The organism is Streptomyces sp. NPDC001880, assembly GCF_053594575.1.
The window spans coordinates 57,345-72,261 of sequence record NZ_JBSFET010000001.1; the positions used below are offsets into that span (position 1 = coordinate 57,345).

13 protein-coding genes are annotated in these 14,917 nt (G+C 72.2%); 7 read left to right on the top strand and 6 right to left on the bottom strand.

Annotated elements, in window-relative coordinates; translation table 11 throughout:
• The first annotated feature begins 32 nt into the window (after nucleotides 1-32).
• Nucleotides 33-1,718, top strand: coding sequence for an Rv2231c family pyridoxal phosphate-dependent protein CobC (gene cobC, locus ACWCQ6_RS00305; protein ID WP_451084526.1), 1,686 nt, complete (start codon nucleotides 33-35; stop codon nucleotides 1,716-1,718).
• Between the two features lie 54 nt (nucleotides 1,719-1,772).
• On the opposite strand, the gene ACWCQ6_RS00310 is transcribed toward cobC, so the two are convergent.
• Together ACWCQ6_RS00310 and ACWCQ6_RS00315 are read right to left on the bottom strand one after the other, a co-directional pair.
• Nucleotides 1,773-2,870: an SCO1860 family LAETG-anchored protein gene (locus ACWCQ6_RS00310; protein WP_451084527.1), complete on the bottom strand. Its 1,098-nt coding sequence runs from the start codon at nucleotides 2,868-2,870 to the stop codon at nucleotides 1,773-1,775.
• Between the two features lie 324 nt (nucleotides 2,871-3,194).
• A complete protein-coding gene (locus ACWCQ6_RS00315; protein ID WP_451084732.1) occupies nucleotides 3,195-4,271 on the bottom strand; it encodes an amidohydrolase family protein in 1,077 nt (358 codons plus the stop codon).
• A 134-nt stretch (nucleotides 4,272-4,405) separates the two neighbouring features.
• Here ACWCQ6_RS00315 and ACWCQ6_RS00320 point away from each other — a divergent pair, with 134 nt between their 5' ends.
• The 6 genes from ACWCQ6_RS00320 to ACWCQ6_RS00345 all read left to right on the top strand — a co-directional run bounded on the left by ACWCQ6_RS00320 (nucleotide 4,406) and on the right by ACWCQ6_RS00345 (nucleotide 10,244).
• Nucleotides 4,406-5,512, top strand: coding sequence for a pyridoxal-phosphate-dependent aminotransferase family protein (locus tag ACWCQ6_RS00320; RefSeq protein WP_451084528.1), 1,107 nt, complete (start codon nucleotides 4,406-4,408; stop codon nucleotides 5,510-5,512).
• 403 nt (nucleotides 5,513-5,915) lie between these two features.
• Complete coding sequence (gene ectA, locus ACWCQ6_RS00325; RefSeq protein ID WP_451084733.1) at nucleotides 5,916-6,380, top strand: diaminobutyrate acetyltransferase; 465 nt, start codon at nucleotides 5,916-5,918, stop codon at nucleotides 6,378-6,380.
• Nucleotides 6,381-6,485: 105 nt separating this feature from the next.
• Nucleotides 6,486-7,754, top strand: coding sequence for a diaminobutyrate--2-oxoglutarate transaminase (gene ectB / locus ACWCQ6_RS00330; protein WP_451084529.1), 1,269 nt, complete (start codon nucleotides 6,486-6,488; stop codon nucleotides 7,752-7,754).
• 79 nt (nucleotides 7,755-7,833) lie between these two features.
• The gene (locus ACWCQ6_RS00335; protein WP_451084530.1) at nucleotides 7,834-8,232 is read left to right on the top strand and encodes an ectoine synthase; all 399 of its coding nucleotides are present in this window, start codon (nucleotides 7,834-7,836) and stop codon (nucleotides 8,230-8,232) included.
• 3 nt (nucleotides 8,233-8,235) lie between these two features.
• Nucleotides 8,236-9,129, top strand: a complete 894-nt coding sequence (gene thpD / locus ACWCQ6_RS00340; protein WP_451084531.1) for an ectoine hydroxylase — start codon at nucleotides 8,236-8,238, stop codon at nucleotides 9,127-9,129.
• An 89-nt stretch (nucleotides 9,130-9,218) separates the two neighbouring features.
• Nucleotides 9,219-10,244, top strand: coding sequence for a VOC family protein (locus ACWCQ6_RS00345; RefSeq protein WP_451084532.1), 1,026 nt, complete (start codon nucleotides 9,219-9,221; stop codon nucleotides 10,242-10,244).
• 303 nt (nucleotides 10,245-10,547) lie between these two features.
• On the opposite strand, the gene ACWCQ6_RS00350 is transcribed toward ACWCQ6_RS00345, so the two are convergent.
• The 4 genes from ACWCQ6_RS00350 to ACWCQ6_RS00365 form a co-directional block, all read right to left on the bottom strand.
• Nucleotides 10,548-11,609: an aminotransferase class V-fold PLP-dependent enzyme gene (locus tag ACWCQ6_RS00350; protein WP_451084533.1), complete on the bottom strand. Its 1,062-nt coding sequence runs from the start codon at nucleotides 11,607-11,609 to the stop codon at nucleotides 10,548-10,550.
• A 103-nt stretch (nucleotides 11,610-11,712) separates the two neighbouring features.
• The gene (locus ACWCQ6_RS00355; RefSeq protein WP_451084534.1) at nucleotides 11,713-12,420 is read right to left on the bottom strand and encodes a DsbA family oxidoreductase; all 708 of its coding nucleotides are present in this window, start codon (nucleotides 12,418-12,420) and stop codon (nucleotides 11,713-11,715) included.
• 103 nt (nucleotides 12,421-12,523) lie between these two features.
• Complete coding sequence (locus ACWCQ6_RS00360) at nucleotides 12,524-13,039, bottom strand: hypothetical protein (protein WP_451084535.1); 516 nt, start codon at nucleotides 13,037-13,039, stop codon at nucleotides 12,524-12,526.
• 327 nt (nucleotides 13,040-13,366) lie between these two features.
• The gene (locus ACWCQ6_RS00365; protein WP_451084536.1) at nucleotides 13,367-14,887 is read right to left on the bottom strand and encodes an aldehyde dehydrogenase (NADP(+)); all 1,521 of its coding nucleotides are present in this window, start codon (nucleotides 14,885-14,887) and stop codon (nucleotides 13,367-13,369) included.
• Nucleotides 14,888-14,917 lie beyond the last annotated feature (30 nt).

Genomic DNA, 14,917 nt, shown 5'->3' on the forward strand with positions numbered 1-14,917 from the left:
CTCCTCCTCCCGCACTCCGAAAGGACCCTCCCATGTCCGAAGCAGCCGGCGCAGCCGCAGTGTCGCGGCACGCGTCGCTCGCCGTCGGGGTCGGCGCGTCCAGGGGCGCGCCGGCCGACGAGGTCCTCGGGCTGGTCCGGGACACCCTGCGCGGGGCCGGACTCTCGCCGCTGGACGTCGCGGAGCTGGTGACCGTGGACGCCAGGGCGGACGAGCCGGGAATCGTCGCCGCCGCCGCGGCGCTCGGCGTGCCGCTGCGTACGTATCCGGCCGGGGAGCTGGCCCGTATCGAGGTGCCCGGTCCGTCCGGCGCATCGCTCGCCGCGGTCGGTACGCCGTCGGTCGCGGAGGCCGCCGCGCTCGCGGCGGGGGGTGAGCTCCTCGTACCGAAGCGGAAGTCGGCCCCGCGGGGGCGGGCGCCGATGGTGACCTGTGCGGTGGTGCGCCGCGATACATGCGGGCGGGCTGACGCGGCGGACGTGCCGTCCGGTCCCGGCCGTTGCGTGGAGCCGGGTGCCGGGCGCACGGTCGTTCTGCCGGACTCCGAGGACCGGACCGTACCGCCGCGGCGACCGGCCTCCCGCCCCGACGACGACGGCCCTCACCCCCACCCCACGGCGGCCATGCGCACTCCCACGGAAAGTCCCGACGCGACCGGCGCGGGCACGCACGATCTGCGGCACCACGGTGACGCGGAAGTACGGGGACGGGACCGGGATCTGACCGATCTCGCCGTCAACGTACGGGCCGGCACTCCCCCGGCCTGGCTGCGGGAGCGGATATCCGCGTCGCTGGGCTCGCTCGCCGCCTACCCGGACGGCCGTCCGGCGCGGGCCGCGGTCGCGGCCCGGCACGGGCTGCCGGTGGAGCGGGTGCTGCTGACGGCGGGTGCGGCGGAGGCGTTCGTGCTGATCGCCCGGGCGCTGCCGGTCCGCCGTCCGGTCGTGGTCCATCCGCAGTTCACCGAGCCGGAGGCGGCGCTGCGCGCGGCCGGGCACGAGGTGGGGCGGGTGCTGCTGCGGGCCGAGGACGGATTCCGGCTGGATCCGTCGGCGGTGCCGAAGGACGCGGATCTGGTGGTGGTCGGCAACCCGACCAACCCCACGTCGGTGCTGCATCCGGCGGCGGTGCTGGAGCGACTGGCGCGTCCCGGCCGGACCCTGGTGGTCGACGAGGCCTTCATGGACGCGGTACCGGGCGAACGCGAAGCGCTGTGCGGGCGTACGGACGTCCCCGGCCTCGTCGTGCTGCGGAGCCTCACCAAGACCTGGGGGCTGGCGGGGCTGCGGATCGGTTACGTGCTGGCCGACCCGGGGACCGTCCGCGCGCTGGAGGAGACCCAGCCGCTGTGGCCGGTGTCGTCCCCGGCGCTGACGGCCGCCGAGGCGTGCATGGAGCCGCGGGCGCTGGCCGAGGCGGCCGCCGCCGCGGAGCGGATCGCGGTGGACCGGGCCCATCTGGTGGCGGGGCTCATGGAGTTCACCGAGGTCCGGGTGGCGGAGCCGGCCGAGGGCCCGTTCGTCCTGGTGCGGCTGGAGCGGGCCGCCGAGGTGCGGGAGCGGCTGCGGATGCTGGGATTCGCGGCGCGCCGGGGAGATACGTTTCCCGGGCTCGGCCCCGAGTGGCTGCGGCTGGCCGTGCGCGACCGTGTCACGACCAACCGCTTCCTCCAGTCTTTCGACCAGGCACTGCAGACGCTGGGCGCGACGGTGCGCTGACGGGGCAGCCGGTGCGGAACCGGCACCGGCTGCCCCGCTCGGGCTTCGGACGGGTCAGCCCTGGGCGCGGCGCCTGGCCACGACCACGGCCCCGGCGCCCGCCGCCAGCAGTACGGCCGCGCCGCCCGCGATGTACGGCGTGGTGGAGCTGCTGCCCGTCTCCGCGAGGTTCGAGCCGACGGCGGGCTCGTGGCCGGTGCCGGTCTGCGGCTTCACCCCGCCACCACTGGTGGAACCGCTGTCGCCGCCACTGGTGGAACCGGACGAGCTTCCGCCGTTGCCGGAGGTGCCTCCGTCACTGGAACCACCGCTGCTGGAACCACCGTTGCTCGACCCGCCGCTGTTCGACCCGCCGCTGTTCGACCCGCCGCTGTTCGACCCGCCGTTGCTCGATCCCCCGTTGCTCGACCCGCCGCTGTTCCCGCTGCCCGGTCCGGTCGGCTTCGGCGTCTCGCAGGTGGCCTCGACGAGGGTGACCTCGCCCTGCACATCGGCGACATTCAGCTTGAGCGGGTTGACGGAGACCTTCAGCCGCAGCGCGGTCGCCGCGGCGGTGCGCGAGGTGGTGTGCGTCTTCGAGAGGTCGAGGGTCACCTCTCCGACGCCCGGAACGCTGACCCGCGTGGTACCGCCCGCGGTGAGGTCGATCCGCTTGCCGAGGACCGACACGTGCCCCAGTACGTTCGACTCGGCGACCGGCCTCCGGCCCACCTCGCAGACCGCCTTGGAGGTGACCTTCTCCACCTCGATCAGCGAGAGCAGCGGCAGTCCGGGGACGTGGACCCGGGCCTTGACCACATTGCTGTAGCCCTCGGCCCGGTGCTTGTCGACGGTCGCGTCGGCGGTGGCCACGTCGGCGGCGAGCACGCTGACCGGCCGACCGCCGTCCACGCCGTCGAGCCGCACGCTGAGCGCTGTCTCCTTGGCGTCGGCGGGTGCCTTCACCTCGTTGAGCGTGGCTCTGAGCGGCACGTCGACCGTCTTGTTCAGGAGCGAGACGTCGAGTGCGGCACGGAGCACGACCGCGCTCGCCTTCCCGTCGCCGGTGGTCGTGGTGGCCGCGTCGGCGGCCTGCGCCGGGGCGGCGGCCAGCAGGGCGACGGGAGCGACGGCGACCGCCAGGGCGGCCAGGCGGAAGGTGTTGCTGTTCAAGGTGGTGGAACCCCCACAAGAGACATGGAGCCACCGGTGCCGTCCAATGGGGGACATCGAGAGCTCCGGTGGCCTCGACCCCGAAAGCTTTACGCACGGAGGGTGAACTCGCGGACACCTGACGTGAGTTCACCCCAAAGGGGGGTTTCCGCGCCTGTATTCGATTATCTCGGTACGTTCGTTCCTCCGGGTCACCCGATCCACTGAGCGCGTACGACGCCGGAGCCGACTGCGCCGGGGTGCGCACAAAGATGTCTCAACGACCGGGCAGAGATTCGGTAACTGCCCGTCGACACGGCACACCCCGGCCACGGGCCGCCGGGCTCAGCCGATCACCCGCCCGTTCAGCACCACCCGCCGCGGCGCCGCCAGCACCCGTACGTCCGCCCGCGGGTCCTCGTCGTACACCACCAGGTCCGCCGGGGCGCCCTCCTCCAGCACCGGCCGCCCCAGCCACTGCCGGGCGCCCCAGGTCGTCGCGGACAGCGCGTCCAGGGCCGGGATGCCCGCCTTCACCAGCTCGGCGACCTCGTCCGCCACCAGGCCGTGGGCGAGCACGCCGCCCGCGTCGGTGCCGACGAAGACCGGGATCCCGGCGTCGTACGCGGCACGCACCGTGTCGTAGCGCCGCTCGTGCAGCCGCCGCATATGGGCCGACCAGCGGGGGAACTTGGCCTCGCCGCCCGCCGCGAGCGAGGGGAACGTGGCGATGTTGATCAGGGTGGGGACGATCGCCACCCCGCGCTCGGCGAAGAGCGGAATGGTGTCCTCGGTGAGTCCGGTGGCGTGCTCGATGCAGTCGATCCCGGCCTCCACGAGATCGCGCAGCGAGTCCTCGGCGAAGCAGTGCGCGGTGACCCGGGCGCCGAGCCGGTGCGCCTCGGCGATGGCCGCCTCGACCGCCTCGCGCGGCCAGAGGGCGGTCAGATCGCCCACCTCCCGGTCGATCCAGTCGCCGACCAGCTTCACCCAGCCGTCGCCGCGGCGCGCCTCCTGCGCCACGTAGGCGACCAGGTCGTCGGGCTCGATCTCATGGGCGTAGTTCCGGGTGTACCTGCGGGGCCTGGCGATGTGGCGGCCGGCCCTGATGATCTTCGGCAGGTCCTCGCGGTCGTCGATCCACCGGGTGTCGGCCGGTGAGCCCGCGTCCCGCAGCAGCAGCGCACCCGCCTCCCGGTCGGCAATGGCCTGCTTCTCACTGGTCGCCGCGTCGACGGCGCCGTGGTGGTCGAGCCCGACGTGACAGTGGGCGTCCACCAGGCCCGGCAGCACCCAGCCGGTGACGGTCACCGCCCCGTCCGCACCGGCCGGCCTCCCGTACGAGATCCGCCCGTCGACCACCCAGAGCTCGTCCCGGACGTCCTCGGGACCGACGAGCACCCGCCCCTTCACGTGCAGCACCTGCGATGCCTTGTGATCACTCATGGACAGCACTGTACGAGGCGGCGTGCGGGGCCCTGGGTACGCTTCGACGGAAGCACTGTCCGTACGCGCCACAGCGCACCGACCCGCCCCGACCCGAAGAGAGCACCACCGTGACGCACCCCTTCCTCGACCTCGCCCCGCTCACCGCCTCGCACTTCGCGGCCATCGAGAAGCGGGTGGCCGGCCTCCTCGCCACCGAGCAGGACGTCGTCATCATGCAGGGCGAGGCGCTGCTCCCCCTCGAAGGCTGCATCCGGGGCGGTGCCCGGCCCGGCTCCACCGCGCTGAACGTCGTCACCGGGCCGTACGGACAGACCTTCGGGAACTGGCTGCGGGACTGCGGTGCCAATGTCATCGATCTCGTGGTCCCCTTCCACACCGCGGTCACCGCCGACCAGGTCGCGCGGGCGCTGGCGGAGCACCCGGAGATCGACTTCGTCTCCCTGGTCCACGCGGAGGCGGCGACCGGCAACACCAATCCGGTCGCGGAGATCGGTGAGGTGGTCCGCTCGCACGGAGCGCTGTTCATGCTGGACGCCGTCGCCTCGGTGGGCGCCGAGCCGCTGCTGCCGGACGTGTGGGGCGTCGACCTCTGTGTGATCGGTGCGCAGAAGGCGATGGGCGGCCCGGCCGGGGTGTCGGCGGTGTCGGTGAGCGAGCGCGCCTGGGAGCGGATCGCCGCCAATCCCGAGGCCCCGCGCCGCTCGTACCTCTCGCTGCTGGACTGGAAGGAGCGCTGGATCGACGGTGGCCGCAAGGCCCTGCTGCACGCCCCCGCCCAGCTGGAGATGCTGGCGCTGGAGGCCTGCGTGGAGCGGATCGAGGCCGAGGGGCTGGACGCGCTGATGGCCCGTCACGCCGCTGCCGCCGCGGCGACGCGCGCGGGTGCGGTGGCGCTCGGCGGCGGCCTCTCGCCGTATGTCCACGCGGCCCCGGAGGCGGCGCCGGTCGCGACGACACTGCGCGCTCCCGAGGGCGTCGACGCCGCCGGGCTGGTCGCGCGGGCGCTGGCGGCCGACCCGTCGCTGCCGCTGATCGCGGGCGGCGGCGCGCTGTCCAAGGAGATGATCCAGGTCAATCACTACGGTGCGGACGCGACGCGGGGCGCGGTGCAGTCCTCGCTCGCGGCGCTGGGGGCAGCGCTGGCCGACGCGGGCCGACAGGTCGATCTCGATGCCGCCCGCAAGGCCGTGTCGGAGGCCTGGCCGAGCGAATAAATCCGAGCCGGGAGCCGGTATTTCTCGCATGCGGGGTGCTGCTTCATTCAGAGCGGCCCCCGCATTCTTCTGCCCGGATCCCCGAAACCTAAACGCCCAAATTTCCAGAGCACCCGAGCGAGCCCGGACCATGCAAATCCGTTGCGTCATCCGATAGTTACAGCTATGTGACCGACTCCACACTGCGCCCGTTATGCGGGATAAATAGCGCACAAAATGCAGGAAAGCGCAGCCCGGTTGCGCACGGATACGTGCCCGCGTGATATCAGAAAGGGCCGCCCGCCCCAACCCCTCACGTCGATGCAATTTGGAAATCTGCTGGGTAAATTCAATTCGCATGACCGCCGCACCAGCAGATTTTGCAAGTACCCGAACCGAATTCATCACCATCGACGTCCCGCGAGTGGAGGACGGGGCCGCGATCTGGCGCATCGCCCGCGACTCCGAGGTCCTGGACCTCAACTCCTCGTACAGCTACCTGCTGTGGTGCCGTGACTTCACGGCGACCTCCGTGGTCGCCCGGGGCGAGACCGGCGAGCCCGTCGCCTTCGTGACGGGATACCTCCGGCCGGACCGTCCCGGAACGCTCGTCATCTGGCAGGTGGCCGTCGACCACGCCCACCGTGGGTCGGGGCTCGCGGGCTGCCTGTTGGACGCACTGACCTCCCGGGTCGCCGCCGAACAGGGCCTGGCCTCGGTCGAGACGACCATCACCCCGGACAACGCCGCGTCGGACCGGCTGTTCACCTCCTACGCGCGACGCCATGACGTGGCCCTTGACCGCGAGGTGCTCTTCGAACGCCACCTGTTCCCCGAGGGGGACCATCTACCCGAAGTCCTCTACCGCATCGGCCCGTTCCACGCCTGAGCCACCCGGCCGCTTCCACACTCGTACGTCCGGCCCGGACCGACGGGGCACCGCCAAGCCCAAGCACGCCCGCACCGACCCCCTCTCTCGAGCAGGAGATCCCCTGTGACCATCACCCCGCCCGCGCTGAGTGTCTTCGAGACCCTGGAGTCGGAGGTGCGGAGCTACTGCCGCGGCTGGCCCGCCGTGTTCGACCGTGCGCAGGGCGTCCGGCTGGCCGACGAGAACGGCCACAGCTACCTCGACTTCTTCGCCGGCGCGGGATCCCTCAACTACGGCCACAACAACCCGGTGTTGAAACGTGCGCTGATCGACTACATCGAGCGCGACGGCATCACCCACGGCCTGGACATGGCCACGACCGCCAAACGCGCTTTCCTGGAATCCTTCCAGAACAACGTGCTGCGCCCGCGCGACCTCCCGTACAAGGTGATGTTTCCCGGGCCGACCGGCACCAACGCGGTCGAGTCGGCGCTGAAGCTGGCCCGCAAGGTGAAGGGCCGCGAGTCCATCGTGTCCTTCACCAACGCGTTCCACGGCATGTCACTCGGCTCGCTCGCCGTCACCGGCAACGCCTTCAAGCGTGCGGGCGCCGGCATCCCACTCGTGCACGGCACCCCGATGCCGTTCGACAACTACCTCGACGGCAGGATGCCCGACTTCCTCTGGTTCGAACGGCTCCTGGAAGACCAGGGATCCGGGCTCGACAAGCCCGCCGCCGTGATCGTCGAAACGGTGCAGGGCGAGGGCGGCATCAATGTGGCGCGTCCCGAGTGGCTGCGGGCGCTGGCCGACCTGTGCCACCGCCGCGACATGCTCCTGATCGTCGACGACATCCAGATGGGCTGCGGGCGCACGGGAGCATTCTTCTCGTTCGAGGAGGCCGGTATCGTCCCCGACATCGTGACCCTGTCCAAGTCCATCAGCGGCTACGGACTGCCCATGTCCCTCTGCCTGTTCAACCCGGAGCTGGACGTCTGGGGGCCTGGCGAGCACAACGGCACCTTCCGTGGCAACAACCCGGCGTTCGTCACGGCCGCCGCCGCGCTGGACGCTTACTGGGCGGACGGCCAGTTGGAGAAGCAGACCCTGGTCCGGGGTGAGCAGATCGAGCAGGCGCTGCTCTCGATCTGCGACGAGCACGCCGCGCTCGGCGCGCGGTACCGGGGCCGCGGCCTGGTCTGGGGCCTGGAGTTCGCGGACGGGGCACGCGCCGCCGCGATCTGCGCCCGCGCCTTCGAGATGGGGCTACTGGTGGAGACCTCCGGACCGCGCGGCGAGGTCGTGAAACTGCTGCCGCCGCTGATCGTCACCCCCGACGAACTGGACGAGGGCCTGCGCACGCTGGCCCGCGCGGTCCGCGACACCGCCTGACCACCGGCCCGCCGTCGAAGCGGGCCTCGACGAGAAATCGCACAACGGAAGACACCGCAGAGAGAGGCACCAACTCACCGTGATCGTCCGATCGTTCAGTGACATCGAGAACACCGACCGGCATGTGAAGGCCGCTTCCGGCACCTGGGAGAGCAAGCGCATCGTCCTCGCCCGGGAGAAGGTGGGCTTCTCGCTCCACGAAACCACGATGTATGCGGGCACCGAGACGTCGATGTGGTATGCGAACCACATCGAGGCCGTCCTGTGCATCGAGGGCGAGGCCGAGCTCACAGACGACGAAACCGGCGAGACGTACTGGATCACGCCGGGCACGATGTACCTGCTGGACGGCCACGAGCGGCACACCATGCGCCCGAAGACCGACTTCCGCTGCGTCTGTGTCTTCAACCCGCCGGTCACCGGGCGGGAGGAACACGACGAGAGCGGTGTCTACCCGCTGCTGACCGAGGAGGGCTGAACCATGACCACCGGTGTACGCACCGATCTCTACCCCACACGCGGCACAGCCGAGCTGACCACCCCCCGCAAGGACCCGGTGATCTGGTCCCCGCCCGGCACCCCTGGCCCGGTGGCCGTGCAGGATCTCCAGGCCTTCGAGCGCGACGGCTTCCTCACCGTCGACCAGCTGATCACTCCCGACGAGGTGGCCGTCCACCGCGCCGAACTGGACCGGCTGATCGCCGATCCGGCGGTGCGGGCCGACGAGCGCTCGATCATCGAGCCCAAGTCGCAGAAAGTACGGTCGGTCTTCGAGGTCCACCGGATCAGCGAGGTCTTCGCCCGGCTGGTGAACGACGAACGGATGGTGGGCCGGGCGCGGCAGATCCTCGGCTCGGACGTGTACGTCCACCAGTCCCGGATCAATGTCAAGCCGGGCTTCGGCGCCTCGGGGTTCTACTGGCACTCGGACTTCGAGACCTGGCACGCCGAGGACGGGCTGCCGAACATGCGGGCAGTGTCCGTATCGATCGCGCTGACCGAGAACCGCGACACCAACGGCGGGCTGATGATCATGCCCGGTTCGCACAAGTCGTTCCTCGGGTGTGCAGGCGAGACGCCGAGGGACAACTACAAGAAGTCCCTGAAGATGCAGGACGCCGGAACCCCGTCCGACGAGGCCCTGACGAAGCTGGCCGACCGGCACGGCATCAAGCTATTTACGGGCAAGGCGGGTTCGGCGACCTGGTTCGACTGCAACTGCATGCATGGCTCGGGCGACAACATCACCCCGTACCCGCGCAGCAACGTCTTCATCGTCTTCAACAGTGTGGAGAACGCCGCCGAAGAGCCGTTCGCGGCACCGGCCCGTCGTCCGGAGTTCATCGGGGCGAGGGACTTCACCCCGGTGCGGTGAGACGACCCGCGGGCGGGGCGGAGCAGCCGACGCCGCTCCGCCCCGAAATCACTGGACCAGTGCGTCGCCCGGCGACGAAGGTAAGGCCCATGACCTCACTCGTACGTCACATCACGATCGACTGCGCCGACGCCTACGGACTGGCCGGCTTCTGGGCCGGGGTGCTCGGCGCACAGCTCTCGGACGACGACGCCCCCGGTGATCCCGAGGCGCTCGTCGAATCCCCCGGTGCCGCGCTGCTGTTCATCCGGGTGCCGGAGCCCAAGCGCACCAAGAACCGCGTCCACCTGGACATCCAGCCACGGGACCGGACCAGGGACGAGGAGGTCGAGCGGCTGCTCGGCCTCGGCGCCACCCTCGTCGCCGACCACCGGAGGCCCGACGGGCGGGGCTGGGCGACGCTCGCCGACCCCGAGGGCAACGAGTTCTGCGTCGAGTGCGGTGCGGCGGAACGGGCGGCCCTGACCGGGACCCGGCTGCCGGTCACGGCGGACGACGTGACGACCGCCGTGCGCCTCGCGGTCGCCGCGCTCCGGAAGTCCCCGGTGGCCGACTGGAACATTCCGGCGGGGTCGCTGGAGTGGAGCTGCTGGGAGACCACGGAGCATCTGAGCGACGACCTCTTCTCCTACGCGGCCCAACTGGGCCCGCAGCGGCCCGCGCTGGACGCGTACGTCCCGTACCGCTGGAGTCCCGAGCGCGAGGGCGGCCCGTGGAACGCGGTCTTCGCGGACCCGTCGGCCGGCCCCGCCGGACTGCTCCGGACGCTGGAGGCGAGCGGCGCGCTGCTGGCCTCGATGGTGCGGACGGCCTCGCCCGAGCTGCGCTCGTACCACTCCTACGGCGTGTCCGACCCGGAGGGCTTCGCAGCAATGGGGATCGTGGAGACCCTGGTGCACACGCACGATCTCGCCGCGAGCCTGGATGTCGACTGGACGCCGCCCGCCGGTCTCTGCGACCGGGTGCTGGCCCGGCTGTTCCCGGACGCCCCGAAGGACGCCGACCGCTGGGCCGTGCTGCGCTGGGCCACCGGCCGCGCCGAATTGCCCGGCCACCCGCGCGTCACCTCGTGGAAGTGGCACAGCGCGCCGCTGGACGAGTCCGGCCGGGATTAGCGCGAGGCCGGGTGGGTCCGGGCGGCCGGCCGGTCGTGACGAGCGCCGGAGTCGATGTGGTGAAGCATCAACAGGTCCTGGACAGGCCGGCCACCCGGGGACTCGTCCGGGCAATGGACGAGGAACCCGCCCGCTGGGTGAGGCATCAGATGCTCCACCCGGGCCGGTCGCACGCCGAGACCGAGCAGGGCGTATCCCCCCGGACCGCGAGGAACTGACCAGGCTGCTCACCAGGATCGAGGAGAACCTCTGCCGGGAGACCGCGGACCGCCCCGGGCGCGGCTGGCCCCCAGGCAGGCGGAGTCAGCCGGAGAGCACGTCCAGGACCCGGTCCACATCGGCCTCCGTGTTGTACAGGTGGAAGGCGGCGCGCAGACTCCCCGCCCGGTTCGAGGCCACCACTCCGGCCCGCGCGAGTTCCGGCTCCCGCCCGCCCAGTCCGGGCACGGCCACGATCGCCGACTCCCCCGGCACCGCCTCGTACCCCAGCCCGGCCAGCCCCGCCCGCATGCGGGCCGCGAGCCCGGTGGCATGGGTGTGGACGGTCTCCACACCGACCTCGCCCAGCAGCGCGAGGGACCGCTCGGCGCCGTGGTAAGAGAGGAAGGCGGGCGGTTCGTCGTAGCGGCGCGCGGTCGGGGAGAGCCGCTCGACCGGTCCGTAGGTGCTGCTCCAGGGGTCGACGGCGGCAGACATGCCGACGAAGACCGGTGGCAGGGCCTGCTGGGCCTCCTCGGTGACGGTGAGGAACGACGCGCCCCGCGGGCAGAGCAGGAACTTGAACCCGCCGGTGACGGTGTAGTCGTACTCCCCGGCGTCCAGCGGCAGCCAGCCGGCCGACTGGGTGGCGTCGAGCAGTGTCCGGGCGCCGTGGGCGGCGGCCGCCGCTCGCACCGCCTTCAGGTCGGCGATCCGGCCGTTGGCCGACTGCACGGAGGAGAAGGCGACGAGCGCGGTGGCCGGACCCACCGCGTCGGCCAGCCGGTCCAGCGGGACGTAGCGCATCCTGAGATCGCCGCGGGCCGCGAAGGGACCGACGACGGAGCTGAACTCACCCTCGGGCGCCACGATTTCGGCTCCCGGCGGCAGCGAGGCGGCGATCAGCCCGACATGTACGGAGACCGAGCTGCCGACGGCGACCCGGTCGGTGTCGACCCCGGCGAGACGGGCGAAGCCGGTCCGGGCCGCTTCCACCATGCCGAAGTCGCCCGAGCCGTCCGTGACGCCCTCGGCGACCGCCTCGGCGAGCGCCCGCACGGCCGCCACGGTCCGCCGGGGCAGCAGCCCGCAGGTGGAGGTGTTCAGATAGGTCGTCCTCGGCGCGAACTCGGCGTCCACCGCACTGCTGAGCGAAGTAGTCTCCATACGCCCAGCCTGGGGCCCCCTCAACCGCTGGTCAATTACGAAAGGTTGAGGAGAACACCCAAGCACTGCTCGGACCGGCCGAAACGGCCCCGGGCGCCGCGCCTCAGGCCTGCGGAACCTCGCAGGTCCCGTCGGCGTCGCACGCCGCCGCGTCCCCGCCGATCGCGGTGAGCGGACGGTCCTTCCACGCCTGTTCCAGCGCCTGGGCGAAGACCTCGGCGGGCTGGCCGCCGGAGATGCCGTAGCGCCGGTCGAGCACGAAGAACGGCACCGCGTCGGCGCCCAGCTCGGACGCCTCCCGCTCATCGGCCCGCACCTCGGCCGCGTATGCCTCCGGGTCGGCGAGCACGGCACGGGCCTCGTCGGCGTCGAGCCCGGCCTCGACGGCCAGCTCGACCAGCACGTCCGCGTCGTAGACGGACCGCTCCTCGGCGAAGTTCGCCCGGTAGGCGAGGTTCAGCAGCTCGTCCTGGCGGCCCCGGGCCCTGGCCAGGTGGAGCAGCCGGTGGATGTCGAAGGTGTTGCCGTGGTCACGGCCCTCGGTGAGGTAGCCGAGCCCCTCGGCCTGCGCGTTGGCCGCGACGTTCGCCTCCATGGCCTGCGCCTCTTCACGGGTGCGCCCGTACTTCTGCGCCAGCATGTCGATCACCTGTGCGGTGTCGCCCTTGGCGCGCCCGGGGTCGAGCTCGAAGGACCGGTGCACGACCTCGACCTGGTCGCGGTGGGCGAACCCGGCGAGGCCCTTCTCGAAGCGGGCCTTCCCGATGTAGCACCAGGGGCAGGCTATGTCGCTCCAGATCTCGACACGCATGTCTCTTCTTTCCTCCGTGTCCTCGTACGTACGGCTCGGACGGCGCGGAGCCGCTCTCCGCCCCCGTGCACAACACGGGAGCGGACTGCCTCATTCCCCCTTGTCACTCCCCGTCGTCGAGCTCGGCGATCGGCCGGTCGGCGACCACGGCCACCAGGATCATCGGAGCGTCGCCGTCGCACTGGTTGAGGGAGACGGCGACCCACCGGCCGTCCACCGGCCCCCACTCCGCCAGGTCCCCGAGACAGTCCCTGTCGCACAGCGCCCGGTACAGGGGCGGCAGGGGCTCGCCCGCGAGGTCTCGGAAGATCGGCACCCGCATGCCCGCGGTCCGGTGGGCTCCCCAACGGCGGTCCAACTCGCCCACGAGTTCGGCGAGATGACCGGCGGCGGCCTCCTCGGCCTCCTCCCACTCGGGTCCGTACGCGCCCACGAGGCCGTCGCTCTCCCAGAGCGGCACGATCCGGAAGCCCTCGCCCGCGGTCGCGCTCCACTCCCCGGTGTCCGGCTCGCCCTCGTCGGCCGTCGGCCCCTCGGCCGGTACGGGTCCGGCGAGCAGCGCCTCGATGTCGAGGACCGCACGGCCGGTCCCGAACGTCTCCCCGGCCCGGACGGTCACGGCGCCACCGCCCCGGCCGGTGCGGTCGGTCCACTGACGGAGGCGGGGACGACACCTCCGGTGCGATGGGGCAGGGAGCCGGGCGGCCCCGCGCCGATGGCGGCGCGGGGCGCGGGCCGCGCGGTCCGGGGAGTCACCGCCGGGGCCGGATCGGTGCCGCGGCAGGCAATGTTTGCCCGACAAGGAGTGGCGTCCGGTGCGTGCTCCCGGCGTGCCGGACGCCGCGCCTCGTACTGGACGTACTCGGGCTTTCGTCCGGTGCGGCGAGAGTGCGTGCCGGACGCCGCGACGGGGCGAACGTTGCCTGTCGGGGCACTGACCGTGGGGTCACGCCCGGCGCCCGTCCACTCGGCGGGGAAGGTTCAGGGGGTTGCCCTCGCGCAGCTCCGGCGGGAGCAGGGTCTCGGGGGTCGTCTGGTAGGTGACCGGGCGCAGCCAGCGTTCGATCGCGGTGGCACCGACCGAGGTGGAGGTGGAGGTGGAGGACGGGTAGGGGCCGCCGTGGTGCTGGGCGGGGGCGACGGCGACGCCGGTCGGCCAGCCGTTGACGAGGACCCGGCCGGCCAGCGGGGTGAGGGCCGCGAGGAGTCCGGGGGCGTCGGCGTCGGCGCCGTCGGTGGCGGTCTGGAGGGTGGCGGTGAGGTTGCCGGGGAGCCGGGAGAGTACGGCGGTGATCTCCTCGGCGCAGGTGTAGCGGGCGACGACGGTGACGGGGCCGAAGCACTCCTCCAGGAGTTCGTCGTGCGGGCCCTCGGTGGTGAGGAGCTGTGCCGGTACGGTGAGGAAACCGGCCGAGACGGTGTGCTCGCCGCCCGCGCCGGGGGTGACGGGTGCCTCCACGTCCGGGAGTCCGGCCCGGGTCCGTACGCCCTCGACGAAGGCCGCGCGCATCCGGTGGTCGAGCAGGACCGCGGCCTCGGTGTCGCTGACCGCGCCGGTGAGGGACTTCAGCAGCCGGTCGCCGGTGTCGCCCGCCGGGGCCAGGACGAAGCCGGGCTTGGTGCAGAACTGGCCGGCGCCCATGGTCATCGAGCCCGCGAGCCCTGCACCGATCTCCTCGGCGCGCTCGGCGGCGGCCGCCTCGGTGATGACGACGGGGTTGAGTGAGCCCAGTTCGCCGTGGAAGGGGATGGGCCGGGGGCGGGCCGCCGCGGCGTCGAACAGGGCGCGTCCGCCGCGGACCGAGCCGGTGAACCCGGCGGCGGCGACGAGCGGGTGTCCGATCAGCTCGACGCCCGCGTCGAAGCCGTGCACCAGGATCACCACGTCCTCGGGCAGGCCGACCTGGGCCGCCGCCCTGCGCAGCACGGAGGCGCACAGCTCGGAGGTGGCGGGGTGGTCGGGGTGCGCCTTGACGACGACGGGGCAGCCGGCCGCCAGTGCGCTCGCGGTGTCGCCTCCGGGGACGGAGAAGGCGAGCGGGAAGTTGCTGGCCGCGTAGACGGCGACGACGCCGAGCGGGATCTTGTAGCGGCGCAGGTCGGGCCAGGGCGGGGTCCGGGTGGCGTCCGCGTGGTCGATGTGGATGTCGAGGAAGGCGCCCTCGTCGACGACCTCCGCGAAGGCCCTCAACTGGGCTGCGGTGCGCGCGAGTTCACCCGTCAGCCGGGCCGGGCCGAGCGCGGTCTCCGCGTCGGCGGCCTCGATGACGTGCTCCCCCGCCTCGGTGAGCAGGTCGGCCGCGGTGCGCAGGAAGGCGGCGCGCACGGTGCGGTCGGCGAGCGACCCGCGTACCGCGTGGGCGGCCCGGACCGCACGGTCGACCTCCTCCGCCGTGGCCTCCACCGCAACCTGCTCGCGCGGGTTCCCGGTACGGGGGTCGACACTCCAGACTGGTGCTGCTGCCACCGTGATTCCTTCCGCTCCACTGCCACACAT

What these genes read in the sequence shown, in the direction of transcription:
- cobC (WP_451084526.1), top strand. Translation starts at nt 33, where the DNA reads ATGTCCGAAGCAGCCGGCGCAGCCGCAGTGTCGCGGCACGCGTCGCTC.
- thpD (WP_451084531.1), top strand. Translation starts at nt 8,236, where the DNA reads ATGACCACCGGTGTACGCACCGATCTCTACCCCACACGCGGCACAGCC.
- ACWCQ6_RS00345 (WP_451084532.1), top strand. Translation starts at nt 9,219, where the DNA reads ATGACCTCACTCGTACGTCACATCACGATCGACTGCGCCGACGCCTAC.
- ACWCQ6_RS00350 (WP_451084533.1), bottom strand. Translation starts at nt 11,609, where the DNA reads ATGGAGACTACTTCGCTCAGCAGTGCGGTGGACGCCGAGTTCGCGCCG.
- ACWCQ6_RS00355 (WP_451084534.1), bottom strand. Translation starts at nt 12,420, where the DNA reads ATGCGTGTCGAGATCTGGAGCGACATAGCCTGCCCCTGGTGCTACATC.